Annotated in this window: 15 protein-coding genes and 1 tRNA gene; 11 read left to right on the top strand and 5 right to left on the bottom strand. The window is 41.8% G+C overall.

The genetic code is table 11. From position 1 onward, the window contains the following. Window positions 1-426 precede the first annotated feature (426 nt). Complete coding sequence (locus tag FD725_RS02280; RefSeq protein WP_179046620.1) at window positions 427-834, bottom strand: hypothetical protein; 408 nt, start codon at window positions 832-834, stop codon at window positions 427-429. Window positions 835-897: 63 nt separating this feature from the next. On the opposite strand from FD725_RS02280, the gene FD725_RS02275 reads away from it, so the two are divergent. Then, the gene (locus FD725_RS02275) at window positions 898-1,563 is read left to right on the top strand and encodes a class I SAM-dependent methyltransferase (RefSeq protein ID WP_179046619.1); all 666 of its coding nucleotides are present in this window, start codon (window positions 898-900) and stop codon (window positions 1,561-1,563) included. Between the two features lie 17 nt (window positions 1,564-1,580). Here the strand turns inward: FD725_RS02275 and FD725_RS02270 are convergent, their stop codons facing one another. Next, entirely contained in the window at window positions 1,581-3,263 is a 1,683-nt protein-coding gene (locus FD725_RS02270) for a M14 family metallopeptidase (protein ID WP_179046618.1), read from the bottom strand. Between the two features lie 210 nt (window positions 3,264-3,473). Between FD725_RS02270 and FD725_RS02265 the strand changes: the two genes are divergently transcribed. After that, entirely contained in the window at window positions 3,474-4,043 is a 570-nt protein-coding gene (locus tag FD725_RS02265) for an HdeD family acid-resistance protein (RefSeq protein WP_179051388.1), read from the top strand. A gap of 140 nt (window positions 4,044-4,183) precedes the next feature. Here the strand turns inward: FD725_RS02265 and FD725_RS02260 are convergent, their stop codons facing one another. Next, the gene (locus FD725_RS02260) at window positions 4,184-4,723 is read right to left on the bottom strand and encodes a phycobiliprotein lyase (RefSeq protein WP_179046617.1); all 540 of its coding nucleotides are present in this window, start codon (window positions 4,721-4,723) and stop codon (window positions 4,184-4,186) included. Between the two features lie 508 nt (window positions 4,724-5,231). Here FD725_RS02260 and FD725_RS02255 point away from each other — a divergent pair. The 3 genes from FD725_RS02255 to FD725_RS02245 all read left to right on the top strand — a co-directional run bounded on the left by FD725_RS02255 (window position 5,232) and on the right by FD725_RS02245 (window position 10,482). Continuing rightward, complete coding sequence (locus tag FD725_RS02255) at window positions 5,232-6,650, top strand: efflux RND transporter periplasmic adaptor subunit (protein WP_179046616.1); 1,419 nt, start codon at window positions 5,232-5,234, stop codon at window positions 6,648-6,650. Window positions 6,651-6,770: 120 nt separating this feature from the next. Next, window positions 6,771-10,007: an efflux RND transporter permease subunit gene (locus FD725_RS02250; protein WP_179046615.1), complete on the top strand. Its 3,237-nt coding sequence runs from the start codon at window positions 6,771-6,773 to the stop codon at window positions 10,005-10,007. A 232-nt stretch (window positions 10,008-10,239) separates the two neighbouring features. Continuing rightward, window positions 10,240-10,482 (top strand): hypothetical protein, encoded by a 243-nt coding sequence (locus FD725_RS02245; protein WP_179046614.1) that lies wholly within the window; start codon window positions 10,240-10,242, stop codon window positions 10,480-10,482. Between the two features lie 3 nt (window positions 10,483-10,485). On the opposite strand, the gene FD725_RS02240 is transcribed toward FD725_RS02245, so the two are convergent. Both FD725_RS02240 and FD725_RS02235 read right to left on the bottom strand, forming a co-directional pair. Continuing rightward, a complete protein-coding gene (locus FD725_RS02240) occupies window positions 10,486-11,280 on the bottom strand; it encodes an RNA methyltransferase (RefSeq protein WP_179046613.1) in 795 nt (264 codons plus the stop codon). A gap of 58 nt (window positions 11,281-11,338) precedes the next feature. Continuing rightward, a tRNA-Leu gene (locus tag FD725_RS02235) sits at window positions 11,339-11,420 on the bottom strand. Between the two features lie 312 nt (window positions 11,421-11,732). Between FD725_RS02235 and murA the strand changes: the two genes are divergently transcribed. The 6 genes from murA (at window position 11,733) to FD725_RS02205 (ending at window position 21,783) form a co-directional block, all read left to right on the top strand. Then, the gene (gene murA / locus FD725_RS02230) at window positions 11,733-13,106 is read left to right on the top strand and encodes a UDP-N-acetylglucosamine 1-carboxyvinyltransferase (RefSeq protein ID WP_179051387.1); all 1,374 of its coding nucleotides are present in this window, start codon (window positions 11,733-11,735) and stop codon (window positions 13,104-13,106) included. 373 nt (window positions 13,107-13,479) lie between these two features. Continuing rightward, a complete protein-coding gene (locus FD725_RS02225) occupies window positions 13,480-14,355 on the top strand; it encodes a M48 family metallopeptidase (RefSeq protein WP_179046612.1) in 876 nt (291 codons plus the stop codon). Window positions 14,356-14,375: 20 nt separating this feature from the next. Continuing rightward, on the top strand, window positions 14,376-15,113 hold the full coding sequence (locus FD725_RS02220; protein ID WP_256871834.1) for a dienelactone hydrolase family protein: 738 nt from the start codon (window positions 14,376-14,378) through the stop codon (window positions 15,111-15,113). A gap of 286 nt (window positions 15,114-15,399) precedes the next feature. Continuing rightward, on the top strand, window positions 15,400-18,417 hold the full coding sequence (locus FD725_RS02215) for a response regulator (RefSeq protein WP_179046611.1): 3,018 nt from the start codon (window positions 15,400-15,402) through the stop codon (window positions 18,415-18,417). A 113-nt stretch (window positions 18,418-18,530) separates the two neighbouring features. Continuing rightward, a complete protein-coding gene (locus FD725_RS32275; protein WP_256871833.1) occupies window positions 18,531-19,514 on the top strand; it encodes a response regulator in 984 nt (327 codons plus the stop codon). A 340-nt stretch (window positions 19,515-19,854) separates the two neighbouring features. Beyond that, window positions 19,855-21,783: an alpha-amylase family glycosyl hydrolase gene (locus tag FD725_RS02205; RefSeq protein ID WP_179046610.1), complete on the top strand. Its 1,929-nt coding sequence runs from the start codon at window positions 19,855-19,857 to the stop codon at window positions 21,781-21,783. The last annotated feature ends 47 nt before the right edge of the window (window positions 21,784-21,830 follow it).

The following is a 21,830-nucleotide window of genomic DNA, read 5'->3' as shown; positions in this document are numbered from 1 at the left end:
GTGATAGGTAACCCGAATTTCTCACGAAATTGGTAAAACCGAAGTCCAGAGGCTGTAGGGGCGGGTTCACAAATATGCTTCAATCATTCACGAATATCTCGTTAACCCGCCCCTACCGTTTTGTGAGAAATGCAGGGTAACAGGTAATAGGGAATGGGTAATGGGTAATAGGCAAGATTAACTACACCATGTTTATTTGACATATAGGACTCATATTTGATTTTTGTTGGCGTAGCCTGTGCTTACACAAAAAAGTCATTACACCTCTAATTTCCTTCTTTTCTGTCACCTGTTACCTGTCGCCTGTTACCTACCTAAACAAGTCTATTCAGCAATCAAATCAGATTCCGAATTACTTTCATCATGACTATATTTAGTGTTTATACGGAAAAAGCTGTGATGCTTTTACGAGTTGCACATATATAGTTATGGGATAAGATAGCTACGCCAAGATGGTTGAGTATCTTTGATTGCTTTATCAGGAAGCAGCAACCGCCAAGTTTTACCTTCTTGTTGAATTTGTAGGTAAACTTCAAAAGGTTGTTGCAGTTTTGTTAACTGTCTCTTGGGTAGCTGAAAAGTTAAATCGTACGTTCCTAAGACGCGGAAGGCTGGTAAATTTTGAATTGTTAAGGGTTGTTCTTGGCGAACTTTGAGATGTTTGATTTCAAAGCCGCGAAAATCTAAGTCTAACTGTTGATTTAGTTGCTGTTGAGTTTGTTCTAGCTGGAGTGCGATCGCTTTCTGCACTAACTTGTCCGTAGGTAATAGGCCAATATTGCCACAGCCTAATAATAGTATCAGCAAAACTGCTGTTAAGATAAACCGCACCATGTCATTTATATTATCTCTCCAGCGTTAGTATAGCCGTAGATACTTACAATCTTCCCATTAACTATGTCAGCACAGACTATTGGCCTTGATCAACCACTGTATGACTACCTGCTATCTAATTCTGTTCGTGAACCAGAAATCCTCTGGAAACTGCGTCAGGAAACTGCTAACCATCCACGGGCTTTAATGCAGATTTCCCCAGAACAAGGGCAGTTTATGAGGCTGTTGGTGCAATTACTAGGGGCAAAGAAAACCATAGAAATTGGTGTGTTTACTGGTTATAGTTCACTGTCTGTAGCCTTGGCTTTACCTGCTGATGGCAAAATTATCGCCTGCGATGTGAGTGAAGAATTTACAGCGATCGCTCGCAGGTATTGGCAAGAAGCTGGGGTTGCTGATAAAATTGACCTGCGTTTAGCTCCAGGCTTGGTAACGTTGGATGCACTCTTGGCAGACGGACAAGCGGGAACTTTTGATTTTGCCTTCATCGATGCAGATAAGGAAAATTACGAAGGCTATTATGAACAAGCATTGAAATTAATCCGTCCTGGTGGTTTGATTGCCATTGATAATGTTTTATGGTCGGGACGGGTGGCTGACTCTAGCATTCAGGATGAAAGTACTCAAGCTATCCGGACTTTAAATCAAAAGTTATACAACGACGAACGAGTAACGCTGTCTCTGGTTCCTATTGGTGATGGGTTGACTTTAGCACTCAAGCGGAGTTAGTTGTGAGTGATGAGTGATCATAATGTCAACTCAGTACGCACTACACCGGCACGTTCATGACGAGCTGATAACTTAACTTTACTACCAGCGATCGCTCTAACAATCCATTCTACTTTAAGGCGATCGCTGGTGGGATCACTTTGTCTTCTCGTGGGGGCTGAGGGTTTGTAATTCCGTCCTGCTAATTGACCTAATTCTTCTTGTTGCTTACCTTGTTCTAAGGTTGCGCCAGGTGGTAGTGCAATCTCACAAATACAACCCCGGACTAATTTTTTCTCTAAAGCTTTTTGGGTAATGTGGCTGGGTAGCCAACCTGTGTTCTGCACAACTAGCTGGACTCGATATAAACTGTCTCCTAACTGATGCACACTGGCTTGATAAATTTCCAACCGAGGAGATATTAATAAATGCCAGATTAACCATTCAGGAAAGCGGGATAGTTCCTTTTCTAAAAACTCTGACGGTGGATTTGACCAAGCATACATGGTATCCCAGCCACCGATTTCGATTTTACCAAGTTGGGGATGGTCAAAGGGATACCAATCTACATAACCTTTACCTGCTAATTGTTGATCATTCCAACGGAGTAATTTTAAATCATCTTCTAAAGGGTGTTCTCGTTGCCAGTCAGTATATTTATAATCAGTAATTCCGGCTTGACGTTGGGGACTCCAAACTTCTACAGTCCAAGCAAATAAACCTTGGTATTCATAAGCCCAATCGTCAAATGTCCCAGTGATAAAGTCTTTGGGATCATAGCGGAATTCGTGAAAGGCTGATATGGCTGGGTAGCCTGTAATTTCTGTACCTTTGTCACCAATTTTTTGATAGGTACGCAGATCATTAACCGGAAATTCATCATCACTTTTATCAGTATAAGGACGGATGAGAACGCCGCTAAAGGTGTGAAAAGTAATTGCACCAGTGATGTTAGGATGATTAGTCAGGAAATGGACTAGCGATCGCACTTCTGATTCAGATGTGGGATAATCCCCAGCCCCTGGTTGTTGAAATTCTTGTCGCCATAAAGCTGGAAAATTGCGGTTCAAATCTAACCCTTCTTTGGGGGGCTGAACTTTTATCTGCACACCGTCGTAATTTTCTAACCGCCCTTCTGCTAGTAACCTGTAATATTCACCACCAGTTTCTGTGGGTTCACGACGCACCATCAACCGAGGTTCTGTAGGGCAAATTTTCCATGCCCCATTTGCATCGGGGATACGCATCAGTAAAATTCGTCCATCACCATCTATATCTTCCATGACTAAGCCATCGTTGGGTTCTTCATCGTAGGGATAGGGACGGGTAGAGGAACGAATAAACTTAGGTCTATCTGACAACGCCAACTCTGCGCCATCAGGGTTAACGCGGGGGCAAATATAATAGACACGGGTATCTAAACAACGGGTAACATCTGAATTAGTTCCATAGGCTGTGACTAATGTTTGCAAAAAATATAAGCAAACACTCGATGGTGCTATTTCCAGAGCGTGTATATTACCATCAATCCACAGGGCTGGTTTTTCTTGGTCTGCACCTGTGGCAAAATTAGTGACAGTTAATAACCAGATATCTCGACCTTCGTAACTCTTGCCGATACTTTCTATTTTGATGAACTGGGGAAATTCCTGTGCGTAGCTGTGGAGAATTTCTGTCAGTTCTGCGTAACGGTAGTATTTATCAAAGCGCACATCCGGCATATGAAATTCCTGACTCTACCCGTTGCTGATTTACGCTCATCATAAGCTTAATCGTGGCAATTTTATATGTATATCACACTTCCACACGTTGCTGAGTTCAAGGTGTCATCGGTAAAACTGCGCTACATGGCGTATATCTTAGGGTTATACCGAGAATTACGAAAATTTCCTAGTCTAATCTTAGGTTCACTAAGAGATAGGGAAAATTTTATGACAAGCAATGTTTCTCAAGACATTAATCAGAATATTAATGGATCACTAGTAATTGGTGTCCTGTTAATTATTTTAGGGATTGTGGCGATCGCTATACCTGTTGTTTCCACAATTTTTGCCGAAACTTGGTTTGCTTTAATTCTCATCTCTTCCGGATTTGCTAAGTTAGTCTACGCAACTCAAACTCGTCAACAAGGCGGTTTTCTGTGGAAGTTGTTGTTGAGTGGACTGTACATTGCAACAGGTGTGATGTTGTTTATTTACCCTAAAACAGGGATTCTCACTCTGACTCTGTTGTTAGGTAGCTTCTTATTGACTGAAGGTGTCTTTGAGTTAATTTTGGCGTTTCGTTTGCGTCCTCAGCAAAACTGGACTTGGGTTTTGGGTGATGGCATCATTACTTTAGTGTTAGGTGCAATGATTTGGTTTCAATGGCCTTTTGATGCACCTTGGTTACTGGGAACCCTTGTTGGTGTTAGCGTTTTATTCACCGGCATTTCCCGCGTCATGCTTTCTTTAAATGCGCGTTCTTTCTTAAATCAATCTGACTCGTCTGCTAGTGCTTAGAGAGTAACGAGTGCTGAGTACATATTTTTAGTCAACAGAGGCTACCCGCATTTCTCACAAGCAGTAGGGGCGGGTTAAAAGATATGCTGACATGATTCACCAATATCTCACTTAACCCGCCCCTACAATCTCTGGACTACTCACTCAATTCTCTTTTCCAGATATTGACCAATCATCAACTGTTCACCAGCACGAGAAATGATCGTCTGTCTGGTACGATATCTGTTGCCAATGAGTTTTAATTCTTCTTCAAAGACTGAGCCATTGTATTCTGTACGCAAACATAGGGTTTTTGAGTTAGAAAAATGATACTTAGCGGTGACTGGTTTGGATGTGGCAAAACCGCGATCGCGGTACAATGTGTTTCCTAGAGCGCCAAATAGCGTAGAACCTTGGGACTCATGTCTGTTGTTAATCACATCTGTACTACACCAGTTAACCTCTGCACCACAGGTCAAAATCACTGACTGTGGCAATTCATGTATCTGGGCTAATTTTTGCAGCTCATCACATCCTGATTGTAAAAATCGGATAGTAATGATACTTTCCATTTCCTTAGTTTCACCATCAGGGAGAGTATAGTAACGCCTTTCCGAACGCCACTGACCAACAGATTCCTGGAAAAACTCCATGATTTGCAATTCGTCGGCGGTGTGTGCCAGTTTTAGCGATGATGTCACTTGTAATGGTCCTCTCCTAAATGGAATAAATATTGCATCTTTCTATATAATACATTGCGACAAAAGGCAATTTATGTTTAGAATTTTTAATATCTCTCAGGAATACAGCAAATTCCCTGTGAGCTAGTTAGTGTTTTTGTTACTTTATATGTACAATAGTTAGACAAACTAAATGTTTGTATTTAAATCTAATCAAAGTAAAAATTGTTAGATGCCGCCTATGAATTGACTCAGACAGTATCTAAGTTAAACTAAAAAATTATACTGACCATCGTCAAATCAATCTTTTCCATCTTGAGGACAAATTCTGCTTCTATTTACCAACAGTAGCTGTAGAAAATGCTTTGACTTGAGATAATAAAATTGGTACGTTTTGACACCAAAAGATCGATGAAAACTTAGCCAGTAATCTGTACGGAATTGCTGGGTAAAAACAAGGCTGTGATTGCAAAACTTCCCGATAGAAGCGAGATAGATGATTTTAAACTAAAACCCATAACAAAAAATCATGAAACAGCAACTCTACCCAGCCGCATACCAATTAATGAAGACAAAAACAGAGTTAATTGGCAAAATTCCTCCGCAAAAATCAGCAAAATCCATCATATTTATGACTTGTCTGTTAAGTATGGGAGTACTAACAACAAGCTGCGGTTCTTTACCCAAAGAAACAGCCGAAGCCCAATCTCAGCAACGAAGAGGTGGAGAACAGGGAGGCCCAACAGATGTGGATGTAGCGATCGCCCGTACAGGTAAACTAGAGAAACAACGAGAGTACACAGGTACGACAACATCATTTCGGACTGTATCACTGCGATCGCAAGTAGAAGCGAGATTATTATCTTTAAATTTAGATGTCGGGGATAGTGTGACACAAGGGCAAAACGTCGGACAGTTAGACGATACCCTGTTGTCAACAGAGTTACAACAAGCTGAAGCTGAACTAGCAGCCTTACAATCAGAAGTAGCCAGGGCGACAAATCAAGTCAGTAATGCCCGCACCCAAGTCGAACGAGCAAGATTAGAGGTGATACAAGCCCAAGCTGATTCTAAACGCCAACAGCAATTATTGAAAGAAGGGGCGATCGCTGAACAAACTGCTCAACAAGCCAATACTGAAGCCAAAACCGCAGTCCAAGCACTACAAGCAGCAATTCAACAAGTCAAGACAGAACAACAAGCAGTTTCAGCTGCCCAAGGTAGAGTAATTGCCCAAAAAGCCGTGATTGCTCAAGTCAAAGAACGCAGATCATATACTCGTCTTGTATCTCCTATCACTGGTGTGATTAGTGAAAAAGTCACAGAACCAGGTAATCTTTTACAAGTAGGCGGCGAAGTTCTGAAAATTGCTGACTTGAGCCGAATTAAAGTTGTTGTGCAAGTATCCGAATTAGAAGTAGGACAAATTCGAGTCGGACAATCTGTGCAAGTACGCTTAGATGCTTTCCCCCAGCAAAAATTAATTGGTAGAGTTACCCGCATTTCTCCAGTTGCTGATACAGCGCGTTTAATACCTGTGGAAGTAGTGATTCCTAATGCCCAAGGCAACATTGGTAGTGGACTGACAGCAAGTGTCAATTTTGAAAATCAAATCCCACAGCGAGTAGTGGTGTCGCAAACAGCCATTCAACAAGAAGCAAGAAACCAGCAATCTTCCAACATCACCCAAGAACAACCAGAACGACAAAACGGTACGCTGTACGTACTCAAAGATGCACAAGACAAGCCAAAAGTCAGCGCCCGTGCAGTGACGTTAGGGAAAAAAGCTGATGGCAAAGTGGAGATTCTTTCTGGCTTGCAACCAGGAGAGCGTTATATTGTTCGCAGTGATAAACCCTTAAAAGACGGGGAAACTGTAGACATCTCCGTTCTTTCAGAAATAGCCCCTGTTGGGAATTCAAAATTCAAAATTCAAAATTCAAAATAATTTGCCGGAAAGCGCCTAGCGAGACGTAAGTCCGGTTTCGATCCTCGCCCAACACCTTCAACCCCTGCACCCTTACACCCCTACACCCCTAATGAATGTGAATTGGAGCAAAGCGACATCATGCAGCAAGTAAGTAAAGGCAGTGGATTTAGCCTCAGTGCTATATCTATCCGTCAACATATTGGCACACTCATGCTTACCTTAGCAGTTGTCGTGCTAGGGATATTTTTTATTGTCAAATTGCCTGTAGATTTACTGCCATCAATTACCTATCCGCGCATTGGTGTCAGGATACAAGCACCAGGAATTTCACCGGAAGTAGCAATTGATGAAGTCACCAAGCCTCTAGAAGAAGCTTTTTCAGCTACGGAGGGAGTAGTACAGGTTTTTTCTCAAACTCGTGAGGGACAAGTCAGTTTGGATTTGTTCTTTCAACCAGGAGGTAATATTGACCAAGCCCTTAATGATGCCACAGCAGCATTTAACAGAGCTAGAAATACCTTACCAGATACATTAGAAGAACCGCGTTTATTTAAAGTTGATCCTTCACAGTTGCCAGTATACGAATTTGCGTTAACTTCCCCTTCTCTAGCTGGGCTAGATTTGCGAGTATTTGCCGAAGAAGAACTAGCGCGGGAGTTGGGCGTTGTAGCTGGGGTGGCTGGGGTAGATGTATCGGGAGGGGTACAAGAAGAAGTTAGAGTTAATATTGACTTAGATCGGTTACAGGCTTTAGGTGTAGGTTTAACCGATGTTTTAGATGAATTGAGAGATCGTAACGTTGATATCTCTGGTGGGCGAATTTTAGGACAAAATTCCGAACCATTAACCCGGACGGTGGGGAGATTTAAAGATGCAGCAGAACTCAACAATTTTTCCTTTGAAGTCTCCTCACCAAGCACAAGTACCCAGTCCTCAGCCCCCCGTCGCCGTGTTTATTTGCGTGACTTTGCCGAAGTTATAGACGGTTCAGAACAACAACGAGTCTACGTCTCACTCAATGGCGCACCAGCCGTGAAAGTGAGTATTCAAAAGCAACCGGATGCTAACACCATTAATGTTGTTGATGGAGTGAAAAAACGTCTAGAAGAATTGCGTCAATCGGGTTTAGTTCCAGAAGGTACAGTCATTACACCCACCCTAGACGAATCCAGATTTATTCGTAACTCTATCTCCAATGTTACCAGTTCCGGGTTGATCGGTACGGCATTAGCAGCGATCGCTGTGCTGTTATTTCTCGGTTCCTTACGACAAACTTTGATTATCGTCCTAGCAATTCCCCTTGCCACCCTAGCAGCGATCATTTTTATGGGATTATTTGGCATATCTCTCAACGTGTTTAGTTTGGGAGGTTTAGCCTTGGGTGTGGGAATTGTGGTTGATAACTCCATCGTCATGTTGGAGAATATTGCTGAGGGTGTGGGGATGACACCAGGCAAGAATAACAAAAGCAACTTGAGTCAAAAGCAACTGATTGCTCAAGCCGAACGCAGTAGCCAAGAAGTAGAATCAGCCTTAGTAGCCTCCACCAGTACTAACTTAGTAGCAGTATTGCCGTTTTTGTTAATTGGTGGCTTTATTGCTTTATTGTTCAATGAATTAATCTTAACTATCAGCTTTTCTGTTGCAGCATCAATTTTAATTGCCGTCACCGTTGTACCGATGCTGGCTTCGCGGTTGTTGGGTTGGCGAGTTTCCAGTAACTTAAACAATTTTTGGTTACTGCGGGAATTTAACAACCGCTTTGATGCTTCAACTAGGGGCTATGGTAGTTTCCTCGTGGGAATATTACGTTGGCGAATTGTGACGATAGCGATCGCTATTATCCTCTTTGGTGGTGGCAGTTTATGGATGGCTCCGCAAATTCCCCAACAAATTCTTCCCCGCATCAACACCGGACAAGCCAATTTATTTGCTCAGTTTCCTCCCGGAACACCCTTGGAAACTAACCTAAAAGTCATGAATGCGGTAGATGAGATTCTCCGCAAACAGCCAGAAACTGAGTATACTTTCTCCACCGCCGGTGGTGCATTATTTGGTAATACCACCAACGCCAACCCCTTACGCGGTACTAGCACCATTACCCTCAAACCCGGTACGAATGTCGATGCTTACGTTGAACGAGTGACGCAACAACTCAACAAGTTAAACTTAGCAGGAATTCGTCTGCGGTTAGCTCCCGGACAAGTACGGGGTTTAATTGTCAACAATTCCCCTGTACGCAATGCTGACGTTGATGTGATTCTTCAAGGTAACAACCCGGATAAATTACAACAAGCTAGTCGTCAAGTGCTAGCAGCCTTAGAAGAACAAGTCACCCAAGCTAGATTCCGCCCTGATGCTGATGAACGCCAACCAGAAATTCAAATTCGTCCAGACTGGGAACGGGTAGCCGCTTTAGGTTTGACGACAACCAATATTGGCGAAACCATTCAAACTGCCTTGGAAGGGAGTATACCCACTCAACTACAACGAGGCAACCGTTTAGTAGATGTGCGAGTGCAGTTAAATGAAGCATCAGTACAAACAGGTACTCAACTGGAAAGATTACCTTTGTTTGTAGATAACAATCACCAAGTCCGTCTGAGTGATGTTGCCAAAATTGTCGAAGCTCAAGCACCAGGGGAAATTCAGCGCATCAATCAACGGCAAGTCATCTTATTAGCAGGTAACTTAACCCAAGGAGCAAGCTTGAGTCAAGCCCTAGCTCAGGTAAATAATGTCGTCAGTAACCTCCAACTACCAGAAGGCGTAAGTATCTTACCTAGTTCAGCCGCAGAATCAAACCAACAACTCCAAAGTTCATTACAACTGTTAGGTGGATTAGCGACTTTCTTGGTGTTTGTCGTCATGGCGGTGCAATATAATTCCCTCATTGACCCCTTGGTGATTATGTTTACAATACCTCTAGCATTGGCTGGGGGTATTTTTGGACTGTACATCACTCAGACAGCTATAGGTGCAACTGTAATTGTCGGTGCAGTTTTATTAGTGGGTATTGTCGTTAACAACGCCATCATCATGGTGGAGTTGGCTAACCAAATCCGCGAACGAGATCAAGTTGACCGGAAAACGGCAATTTTGTTAGCTGCACCACAACGCTTACGCCCAGTGTTAATGACTACCATCACCACTGTCTTAGGGATGTTTCCTCTAGCATTAGGTATCGGTGAAGGTGCAGAATTTTTACAACCATTAGGTGTTGTGGTATTTTCCGGTTTGTCTTTAGCAACAGTCCTGACGCTGTTCATCATTCCCTGTTTTTACACCCTACTCCACGACTTATTTGGTGGAACTTGGAGTAAACCAGTGTTTATGTGGTGGCGGATGTGGAAGAAAAAGCTAGATAAAGTATAAAACCTACATTTTGTACTTCATTTTGTCATCCAAAGTTAATTAATCAGCCCACATTTATCGGCATCCGATTTGATTGTAGAGACGTGGCAATGCAACGTCTCTACTCATCGTATTGTTTCTTTGATCAAAACGTGGCATGGCAATGTCTCTACTACCCGTTTTCTAGATCAATGTGTAAACTTTATACAGAAAAATATATACCCAATTCAATTAAGATTTTTGATGCAAAATTATGGAGCAAAACCAGCAACACCCGCGCCAAGAAGCCGAACAAGAGTTTCAAGCATCCCTGGAACAGCTAGAGGATATCTTACAGGAAAATTTGACTGAGGATAAAGATCAACCAAATATTCCGATAGATGATAGCAGTGGAGTCAAAGCTGTTGACGATGAAACTGATATTGATTTAGCAGCCTTGGAAGACGCAGTTGCTGATATAGAGCATTATTTAGAAGAAAGAACAAAAACCAAATAAAATCTATGCTCCTAGCCCCTTCTCACCCAATTGTCTCTGAGCCTCATATAACATTAAAGCAGCAGCGATCGCTACATTCAAAGACTCTACTCCTGGACTCAGGGGTATTTTCACTTGCTGATCTGCCATTGCGGCTAAGTTGGCTGACAAACCAGCGCCTTCGTTACCCAATAAAATTAAACTAGGTTTTTTCCAGTCTACTTCCCAATAAGTTGATGTGGCAGTAGGTAAGGTGGCAACTATCTGCATCCCTTGTGCTTGGCAAAGTTGCACTGTCGCGGGTAAATCTTCACTGACTGCGGTGGCTAAACGAAACCACTGTCCAGCCGAAGCCCGCAGAACTTTGGGGTTATCCAAATCTACACTATCTTGGCTCAACCATAGCCCAGATGCACCAGCCGCCGCCGCCGTGCGAATAATTGTCCCTAAATTACCGGGATCTTGTATGGTTTCTAATGCTAAGACTACACCGCTAAACGGTACTTGGGTGAGTATTTTACCACGTCTAGCTGTTGCGACTACACCATCAGGTTGTACTGTAGTAGCGATCGCACCCAGAACTTCTGGAGTGACAATTTCTGCGCGATCGCATCGACTACAAGCCACTTCCCACAACGATGTATGATGCGCTTGCCATTCTGGAGTACAGCACACCACCGCTAACGGATAATTTACTGCACAAGCCTCTTCTAATAAATGTGTCCCTTCCAATAAAAACTGCTGCTGTCTATGCCGTTCCTTGGTAGAGTGCAGCTTCCGAATTTCTTTCACCAAGGGATTTTGTAAACTTGTTAACATCTCTATGGCTGAGTTTTGAAGCTGGAAAAACTCAGCACTCAAGACTCAGTACTGAATATGCGGAACCCGGGACTTGAACCCGGAAGCCTTGCGGCACTAGAACCTGAATCTAGCGCGTCTGCCAATTCCGCCAGTTCCGCTTATTTTTAACTTATTCGACAATTTATAATTATTACCCATCTTTTTCTTTTTGTCAAGTTGAAAAAAACACATTCCCAAATCCCCATTACCTCTTATCCCCAGAGGGGGCCCCGAATTCCCCAATCCCCTCTTTTCCCAATCCCCAATCCCCAAAAACCCTGATATTAAAAGTTTTCAGCTATCAGCATCATCTAGAAAACCCTATGATAACTACAAGAAATAGAGAGAAAATGTAGACAAATCAAATCTTTACTGTAGAATCAAAACCAACTTCTCACCTAAAAAATTACGTATTATTTGGAGGTAGGCTTATCAATCCTTCTAGCAGCTTACCAGATGCCAAACTGGCTCCAGAGGCAGACTCCTCAGTCTTGCAAATTTGGGGCGGGCATCCTTTGCAGGGTCATGTAAAAATTAGCGGAGCAAAAAATTCAGCACTAGTCATCATGGCTGGTTCTTTGCTGTGTTCGGGAGATTGCCGGATTCGGAATGTTCCCTTGTTGGCGGATGTAGAGCGTATGGCCGAAGTCATATCGGCTTTGGGTGTACGCTTAACACGACAAGGCGACGTGATCGATATCAACGCCAGCGAAATTGCCACATCAAAAGCTCCTTACGAACTAGTTACCCAGTTACGAGCAAGTTTCTTTGCCATAGGAGCAATTTTAGCCAGACTGGGAGTAGCCCAGATGCCATTACCAGGTGGTTGTGCCATAGGTGCTAGACCGGTTGATTTGCACGTCAGAGGGCTGCAAGCAATGGGCGCAGAGGTGCAAATTGAACATGGGATTTGTAACGCTCATGTTCCTGGTAGCGGTGGCAGGTTAAAAGGAGCCAAGATTTACCTAGATACCCCCAGCGTGGGAGCAACCGAAACCTTGATGATGGCAGCCACTCTCGCAGACGGCGAAACCATCATCGAAAACGCTGCACGGGAACCAGAAGTGGTGGATTTAGCCAATTTTTGTAAGGCAATGGGAGCCAACATTCAAGGTGCTGGGACTAGTACTATTACCGTTGTTGGTGTTCCTAAATTACACTCTGTTGACTACAGTATTATTCCTGATCGCATTGAAGCCGGAACGTTTTTAGTCGCTGGAGCCATCACCCGTTCTGAAATCACCCTATCACCAGTAGTTCCAGATCATTTAATCCCGTTAATAGCTAAATTACGAGATATTGGGGTGACAATCATCGAAGATGCGCCAGATTGTTTACGGATTCTTCCTGCCAAAATCCTCAAAGCTACTGATATTGATACCTTGCCTCATCCGGGGTTTCCGACAGATATGCAAGCGCCGTTCATGGCTTTGCTCACCCTAGCTGAAGGTGACAGCATCATTAACGAATCTGTATTTGAAAACCGCTTACGTCATGCCTCAGAATTAAATCGCTTGGGGGCAGACATTCGCGTTAAAGGTAATACAGCCTTTGTCCGAGGAGTACCGATGTTGTCAGGTGCGCCAGTCATCGGCACAGACTTACGCGCATCAGCAGCCTTAGTTATCGCTGGGCTAGCAGCTGAAGGACAAACCACCATTAAAGGATTGCATCATCTTGATCGTGGCTACGATCAACTTGATGTCAAATTGCAACAACTAGGCGCAAGAATCCTACGTGTAGGCGAACCACCAGCAGATACTGAAGTATCTACTACTACGCCATCAGCATCGATTGTGACTTAGGGAAGCAGGAGGGGACAAGGGGACAAATCAATTCAAAATGACGCGACGCTCCTGCGTCGCTAACGCTGCGCTATCGCGGACTCGCTCTAAGCGTTCGCGTAGCGTCTCGTAGAGAAGCTATGCCGTTCGCGTTAGCGTCTCTGAAAGAGAAGGCTTTACGCTGCGCTAACAAAATTCAAAATGAAGGAAGGGGACAAGGAGACAAGGGGACAAGGGAAGAATACTTATATAGATTCTTTCCCCCCATCTCCCCCTCTCCCCATCCCCCCCATCTCCCCCTCTCCCCATCCCCCCATCTCCCCATCCCTCTTCCCCAAATCGCTATACTAACTGTGGGAGGCTGTTGATACTTTGTTTCTCCAACTGCTAGATCATGTCCTTGTGCAAATCCCCTCTCATTGGGTTAAAAGCTGACTCATTTCGTCATCCATTAGACTTGGAAGCTACCACATCTCTCAAGCAAATCCCTGGCTTGGATATGATAGTACGCAATTTACTAGGGCCGATGGCGGAACAGGTTTTTTATGTGGAAAATATTGCTTCTAGTATTTTGGTAGGTGAGAGACAACTACCTGATTTACACAAACTGTTGTTAGAAGCTAGCAAAATTTTAGATATAGAGCCTCCCCAGTTGTATGTGAGACAACATCCGGCTCCCAATGCTTATACTTTTGCTATGCGGGGTAAGCAACCTTTTGTGGTGTTGCACACTTCCTTAATTGATATTCTCACCCCAGCAGAAATTCAAGCAGTGATTGCCCATGAGTTAGGGCATCTCAAATGTGATCATAGTGTTTATTTAACACCAGTCAATTTACTAGTATTAGCAGCAGCTGTAGTTCCTAATGTGGGTACATTTGTTGCTCAAGCTATTCAGACACAACTTTTAGAGTGGGTACGCTGTGCTGAGTTTACTTGCGATCGCGCTGCTTTGCTAGCCACCCAAGACCCCAAAGTTGTCATGTCGGTGTTGATGAAGTTGGCAGGAGGTTCCCCCACCCTCGCACCCCAACTGAATTTAGATGCCTTTATTGCCCAAGCCCGTGCTTACGATGATATTAGTAACACAGAAATTGGGGAAACTCTCAAAGCCGCCCGCACAGCCCAATTAACCCATCCTGTTCCAGTTCTACGCGCACGAGAAATTGATCGTTGGGCAAGTAGTCAAGAATATCAATCCTTATTACAAAATCACGGACAAAAATATACTAGTGAAGTAGCACCAAAGGGCGGCTGGCGGAATTGGTAAAGCTAAGTGGGGAGTGGTGAGTGGGGAGTAATAACTTGCAAATTGAACAGACAGAGGTAAAAATTTCTACGCCGGATGGACAAATGGCTGCGTTTTTGTATAAACCTTGTGAACATGGACAAAAGCCAGCTGTAATTCTGTTAATGGAAGCATTTGGCTTAACTTCCCACATTCAGGATGTAGCAGCCCGAATTGCCAACGAAGGCTACATAGTTCTCACCCCAGATTTGTACTATCGTGAGTTGACAAACAACAAATTTGCATATGAACAAGTTGAGCAAGCGATGGCGATGATGTATCGCCTTGACTTTGGTAAACCAGTAGAAGAGGATATTAAAGCAGCGATCGCTTATGTAAAGTCACAGCCTGATGTATCTCCAGAACGAATTGGAGTGACTGGATTTTGCTTAGGTGGTGGTTTGTCTTTTCTCGCCGCTTGCAAATTTTCCGACGAAGTTGCGGCGGTAGCTCCCTTCTACGGAATGGTTCTGGATGATTGGGTAGCAGCAATCACAAACATCACAGTACCTGTATACTTATTTCACGGTGGTATCGATCCATTTATTCCGCTTGAACGTGTTGAGCAAATTGAGTCTCGGTTCAAGGAACTTGGCAAGGAATACACATTGAAGGTTTATCCTGATGCTGATCATGGTTTTTTCTGCCATGAGCGTTCTTCCTATAACCGTTTAGCAGCCGAAGACGCATGGTATGAGCTGATGCAATTTTTCCACAGACATTTGCAAAAGTCTCAATAAATTTATATTTCCACAATACATTAATACATTTTTTAGAACGAGCAACATCTGAAACACACTGTATTCAGCTTTTTAGTAGTGGTCAATTTTATTTAATAAACTTTACACAATTTCAGTATAATTACTGTAAAAATCTCTTTAGTAGCGATATCAAAAATAATATTTATTACGTCATTTGATATTAGGGGTTAGGTTTTTGAGATTTTGGTATTACGCATGATACTTTTCAAACATCCTCTAAGATATCTATTAGTAGTAGCCGTCAAAATCAAATTATCCGTGAATTATGGAAGATTTAAACTTTGTTGCATCAGAACAAATTGATCTTACTAATTGTGAACGAGAAGCAATACATATTCCTGGAGAGATACAGCCTCATGGAGTTCTCATAGTTTTACAACAATCACAATTAACTGTTTTACAAGTTAGTGAAAATATTAATCAATTTTTTGGAGTTTCTGCAAATTCCTTTATTGGTAAAAATTTAAATTATTTAATATCAATAGAACAAGTTAATATAATTCAAAACTTAGTCAAGGAAGGAAATACAGTTTTTCTTCAGGTTTTGACGATAAATTCAGAATTACTTATTAATCAGTCAACAGATGACTCTGAAGCTAAAAATTTAGTATTTCTAGGTCATTTTCATCGTTCCCAAAATGTTCTAATTTTAGAGATAGAAGCTCAGTCATCACAAAAAACAAATAATTCATTAGAGTATTATCAAACCTTAGAAACAGCTTTTACTAATATTAGTAATTCTGCAAATTTATCAGAGATGTCTCAAGCCATTGCGAAGAATATACGAGCAATCACGCAATTTGATCGGGTGATGATTTATAAATTTGAATTAGATTATAGTGGAGTAATTATTGCTGAAGATAAGCAAGATTATTTGGATAGCTACTTAGGATTACACTATCCTGCTTCTGATATTCCGGCTCAAGCTAGAAAGCTCTATCAACAAAAATTGTTGCGTGTTATTCCCGATGTTAATTATCAGCCAGTTAAATTGCTGCCTACCAATAATCCTCTGACAAATACACCTCTGGATTTAAGCAATTCAATATTGCGGAGTGTGTCACCTCTGCATATAGAGTATCTGCAAAACATGGGTGTTGTTGCTACTATTTGTATTTCACTAGTTAATGAAGATAAGCTTTGGGGGATGATAGCTTGTCATCACTATCAACCTAAAAAAGTTGATTATGAAATTCGACAAATTTGTGAGTTAATTGGTAAGTTTGCATCTGTTGAGTTACTTAATCATCAAGAACGAACCTTAAATTTCTATCGTCAACAAGTTACATTAATTCAAGAACAGTTAAGACAAGCATTATTGAGTGAATTAGATTGTATTGGCAATGTTTTTATATGCAATCAATCCAGCTTATTAAATTTTGTTCAAGCTCAAGGTGCAGCAATTTTATTAGAAAGACAGCTCACTTTAATTGGTCAAACTCCTAGTAAAATAGATACACAAGCACTAATACAATGGCTAATGAACCAAGATATTCATGAGGTGATCTATACAGATTCTTTACCCCAAATCTATCCACAAGCTAGAAATTTCCAAGATAAAGCCTGTGGTATCTTGGCAATTTCGATTATTCTCAATCAAAGGTCTTATCATATAATTTGGTTTAGACCAGAACAAATTCAAATTGTGAATTGGGCTGGTAACCCAAATAAACCAGTATCTGTTACAGCAGACAATAGTCTACGCCTCTCTCCCCGCAAGTCTTTTGAACTTTGGAAAGAAACTGTCAAAGATAAATCATTGCCTTGGCAACATTTTGAGATTGAAGTTGCCCAAGAAATGAAAAATAATTTGATGCTGGCTGCATTAGAGTTTTCCCATGCAGCACTCAAGCAAGCTGCGGAACAAGCAGAAATTGCTAATCGTGCTAAGAGTCAGTTTCTCGCCAAGATGAGCCATGAATTACGTACACCTCTGAATGCGATATTGGGGTTTACCCAGCTAATGACTCGGAATCGTTATTTATCAGATGAAGACAAAGAAAATTTAGATATTATCAGTCGCAGTGGTGAACATTTGCTGACTCTAATTAATGATGTTTTAGAGATGTCTAAAATTGAAGCTGGTCAATTAACACTGAATGAAAGTTATTTTGATTTACATCAGTTAATTTATTCGATTCGAGAAATGTTTGCCTTAAAATCTACAAGTAAAGGATTAAATTTAATCATTAGTTTAGATGCTGAGGTGAATCAATATGTTTATGGTGATGAAGGCAAACTCAAACAGATACTGATTAATCTGATTGGTAATGCGATTAAATTTACTGTTGTTGGTCATGTAGCGCTAAAGGTGTCTTATTTTCGTAATGCTTCAGCAATAACCCCAGGTAAGATAATTCTAGAATTTGCCATTGAAGATACTGGACCAGGTATTGCTACTGCGGATATGGAGTTAATTTTTGAAGCATTTATGCAGGCTAAAGGTGGCAGACAATTTATGCAAGGTACAGGTTTGGGACTAGCCATTAGCCGCCAGTTTGCCAGGTTGATGGGTGGTGATGTGACAGTGAGTAGTGTTCCCGATCAAGGTACAACATTTACTTGTCGCATTCAACTAACCCAAGCGAAAACAGTGGATGTTCTTTCTGCGACACAAGTGACAAGGCGAGTTATCGGGCTAGAACCGGGACAACATAGTTACCGTATTTTGATTGTTGAGGATATCCCAGAAAACCGACAGCTGATTATCAAGCTTTTAGAATCTGTTGGGTTTGAGGTATGTGCTGCCGAAAACGGTTGGCAAGCTATTCATCTTTGTCAAGAATGGGAACCGGATTTGATTTGGATGGATCTGCAAATGCCTGTATTAGATGGATATGAAGCAACTAAGCGAATTCGTGCCATTTATCCCGAAAAAAAGATAGTAATTATTGCCTTAACAGCCAATGCTTTTGAAGAAGATAGAAAAGCCGTTTTAGAAGTTGGGTTTGATGATTTTGTTGCCAAGCCTTTTGACGAAACTGCGCTGTTTGATAAGATGGGAAAATATTTGGGTTTACGATATATCTATGCAGAAACTGCTGCTCAAAAATTATCTAGTACAAAACAGCAACCTTTACAATTAACTAAAGCCGATTTGCAAGTTATGCCTCCTGCTTGGATTGATCAAGTTCATGCAGCAGCTCTTGTCATTGATGATGCTAAACTTTATGAATTGCTAGAGCAAATTCCTAAACATGAAGAAAAACTTGCCGATAGTTTAAAAGATTTGATTGATAATTTTCATTTAGAAACAATTGTTAATCTTACTGAGAAAATTTGATTTAATTGCTAAAATCACTGGCTGATTTAGGCAATAAACTCTTTGGAAATCTGCTTTGAGAGTTGTTATGAGTTTTTGAGCAAATATGAGTACTATATTCACATTCATAAATTATGTATATACCTGAATACTTTTATAAATCCAGGCATATTTTACTGGTTGATGATACACCAGATAATCTGCGACTGCTATCGAGAATCCTCGAATCAAAAGGATTTAAGGTGCGGAAAACTGTTAGTGGTAAAATGGCAATTCAATCAGCACAAATGGAGCCACCTGATTTGATTCTCCTGGATATTAATATGCCAGAAATTAATGGTTATGAAGTTTGCACGCAATTGAAATCCCAAGCGCAAACTGCTCAGATACCCATAATTTTTATTAGTGCTTTAGATCAAACTATAGATAAAGTTAAAGCATTTGATATTGGGGGTGTAGATTATATTACAAAACCATTTCAAGAAGCAGAAGTTTTGGCTAGGGTTAATCATCAGTTAGTTATCAACCGCCAGCAGCAGCAACTCAAAATCCAGAACCAAACACTACAACAAGAAATTCAAAAACGCCAACTGGCGGAAGTAAATCTGCAAGAAATTCAAAATACTTTTGAGAAAAGGATTGTAGAAATTACCAAGCAGTTAGAGCGATCGCAGCAATTAGCCGATAAAATGCAAACAATCACGTCCAAAGTATATCACAGACTGGCAAATCCGGATCTTTGGTCGATGGTAGTGGAAGAGTTAGCCATGAGTTTGCAACTTGCCGGTTGCTACTTAACTATCTGCGAACCAGCATGGACAAATGGCAATCTGACCTACAAATATACAAATCCTCAAGATGATTGGCTGCTGGATATTATGCCAGAGTTGGGAAACTTGCCTCAATCTTCTGAGCAATTACAATTCTGTTACTGGGAACCTAACTTAACACAGGCATGGACTCGCCACCATAGCATCCTAGCATTGCCGATTTTTGGCACTAACGGTATTGTCGGTAACTTATGGTTGTGGCGGCGGAAAGCTGAGATTTTTGCAGATGAGGAAATTCAATTGGTGCAACTATTGGTAGATCAAAGTGCGCTAGCATCTGGGGACTAATTTAACAGTGAACAGTTATCAGTGAAGATAATTGAGTTTAAGTCCCCCACCATACGCCGTTAGGAATGGTAACTGGTAACTGATAACTGGTTTAATGTGAGTTCGACGGTTGGGAGAAAGGTAAAAAAAGACTTGTTGAACTCTCAGGTTAATCTAAAGTTATGTCAATGGGAAGAGTCTGACTAACTTACCACAGATAGATGTGGAATAAAAATTTTTGCCTACATAATGCTTATGTTTAGACAAACAGCACTTACTCAAGTCCATGTGTTGTCCATATTTGCCTGTAAATAGTCAAATTCCAGCATAATTAACATCCAAATTAAAATTTACACTTCTTATGGTACAAACACCACCATCTCAATTTTCTCAAGAGCAATATAAAGTTGACAATGCAACAGCAGAGGTGCAAGTTTTAATCGAATCACCTCCATCAGAAACAGAAATTGACCTAGAGTTTCTCTACACTAGAGATATTGAATTTCGTCAAGAAACTATCTACTTTCTCGTGGTAGATCGCTTTTATGATGGTGATCCCGAAAATAGTGCAGGTTTCAACGCAGAACTTTATGACCCAACTGCCCAAGATTGGGGTAAATATTGGGGTGGTGACTTGCAAGGAGTCATCGATAAATTAGATTATTTAAAAAATCTGGGAGTCACAGCAATTTGGTTAACTCCTCTATTTGAACAAGTCGAAGAATTATTTGTTGGCAACGCCGCCATGCACGGCTATTGGACAAAAGACTTTAAGCGAATTAATCCTCGTTACATTGCCGATGGTGAAGATCCTTCTTTGAACAATACCCAAGAAAGCAAAAATACTACCTTTGACCGCTTAATTGAGGAACTGCATAAGCGGAAAATGAAGCTGATCTTGGATATTGTCTGCAACCATAGCAGTCCCGATACTAGTGGTAGCAAGGGTGAGTTATACGACGACGGTGTGAAAATAGCCGACTTCAATGATGATGTCAATCATTGGTATCACCACTACGGTGAAGTGCAAGATTGGGAGGATGATTGGCAAGTACAAAACTGTGAACTGGCTGGTTTAGCTACCTTTAATGAGAACAATAGCGAATATCGCCAGTATATCAAGTCGGCAATTAAGCAATGGCTAGACCGGGGTGTAGATGCACTCAGGGTAGATACAGTCAAGCATATGCCGATTTGGTTTTGGCAAGAATTCACTGGTGATATGTATAATCACAAACCAGATGTATTTATTTTTGGTGAGTGGATTTACAGTCATCCCAGTGACGATCGCTCTGTGGAATTTGCCAACAACTCTGGCATGACACTCCTGGATTTTGGCTTGTGTGTGGCAATTAGATCCGCACTGGCACAAGGGGCAGAAGGGGGCTTCCATATCATTCAAGAAATCTTTGACCAAGACTTTCGCTACAACGGGGCTACAGAGTTAATTACCTTCATCGATAACCATGATATGCCCCGCTTCCAATCCCTCAACCCCGATCCGGAAATGTTGAAGGTAGCGATCGCTCTAATTATGACATCACGAGGAATTCCTTGTATCTACTACGGCACAGAGCAATATCTGCACAACGATACCGATGGCGGCAATGACCCCTATAACCGTCCCATGATGGATAATTGGGATAGTGATACAGATGTTTATAGATACATTAGACTCCTGTCGGGTTTACGCAGATTAAACCCAGCCGTATCTATGGGTAGTCAATGGCAAAAACACACCACACCTGATGTTTATTGCTATGTCCGTCGTTATCGTGATTCTCTGTGCTTCGTTGCGCTAAATCGGGGTGGAGAAGTGATACTACCAGAAGTGCAAACAGACTTACCCGACGGTGAACATACCTGTGTCTTAACTCGCAATAAATATGAAGTCAAAGACGGGAAAATTTACGACTTGCAATTAGAAGAACGGGGAGTCATTGTTCTCAGCCATGTCGGCGAGAGAGTCAAAGGACAAACAATTATCCGAGTACAACTCAACGGCGTACACACCCAACCCGGCGAGACAATAGTCGTCGTCGGTGACTGTCCCGAATTGGGTAACTGGGATATTAGTAAAGCTTATCCCTTGGAGTACATTAACTCAAATACTTGGTTTGCAGAAATTCCCTTCGATGAAAGCGCAGGCAAACTCATCAGTTATAAATATGCCATGTGGCGCGAAGGGCGATCGCCTCTGCGAGAAAATACCCTCAGTCGTCGTTGGGTTGTCGCCAAAGAAGGCACAGTCAAATGGCGCGACACCTGGGCATCGGGGAGAGAGTCTTAAGGAGTTGTGAGTGCTGAGTTGTGAGTACTGAGTGCTGAGTTGTGAGA

The organism is Nostoc sp. TCL26-01, from assembly GCF_013393945.1.
Taxonomy (GTDB): domain Bacteria; phylum Cyanobacteriota; class Cyanobacteriia; order Cyanobacteriales; family Nostocaceae; genus Trichormus.
This window is presented reverse-complemented; position numbering and strand designations above follow the sequence as displayed.

What these genes read in the sequence shown, in the direction of transcription:
- FD725_RS02205 (WP_179046610.1), top strand. Translation starts at nt 19,855, where the DNA reads ATGGTACAAACACCACCATCTCAATTTTCTCAAGAGCAATATAAAGTT.
- FD725_RS02225 (WP_179046612.1), top strand. Translation starts at nt 13,480, where the DNA reads ATGTCCTTGTGCAAATCCCCTCTCATTGGGTTAAAAGCTGACTCATTT.
- FD725_RS02265 (WP_179051388.1), top strand. Translation starts at nt 3,474, where the DNA reads ATGACAAGCAATGTTTCTCAAGACATTAATCAGAATATTAATGGATCA.
- FD725_RS02215 (WP_179046611.1), top strand. Translation starts at nt 15,400, where the DNA reads ATGGAAGATTTAAACTTTGTTGCATCAGAACAAATTGATCTTACTAAT.
- FD725_RS02240 (WP_179046613.1), bottom strand. Translation starts at nt 11,280, where the DNA reads ATGTTAACAAGTTTACAAAATCCCTTGGTGAAAGAAATTCGGAAGCTG.
- FD725_RS02275 (WP_179046619.1), top strand. Translation starts at nt 898, where the DNA reads ATGTCAGCACAGACTATTGGCCTTGATCAACCACTGTATGACTACCTG.
- FD725_RS02245 (WP_179046614.1), top strand. Translation starts at nt 10,240, where the DNA reads ATGGAGCAAAACCAGCAACACCCGCGCCAAGAAGCCGAACAAGAGTTT.
- FD725_RS02250 (WP_179046615.1), top strand. Translation starts at nt 6,771, where the DNA reads ATGCAGCAAGTAAGTAAAGGCAGTGGATTTAGCCTCAGTGCTATATCT.
- FD725_RS32275 (WP_256871833.1), top strand. Translation starts at nt 18,531, where the DNA reads ATGTATATACCTGAATACTTTTATAAATCCAGGCATATTTTACTGGTT.
- FD725_RS02255 (WP_179046616.1), top strand. Translation starts at nt 5,232, where the DNA reads ATGAAACAGCAACTCTACCCAGCCGCATACCAATTAATGAAGACAAAA.
- FD725_RS02280 (WP_179046620.1), bottom strand. Translation starts at nt 834, where the DNA reads ATGGTGCGGTTTATCTTAACAGCAGTTTTGCTGATACTATTATTAGGC.
- FD725_RS02270 (WP_179046618.1), bottom strand. Translation starts at nt 3,263, where the DNA reads ATGCCGGATGTGCGCTTTGATAAATACTACCGTTACGCAGAACTGACA.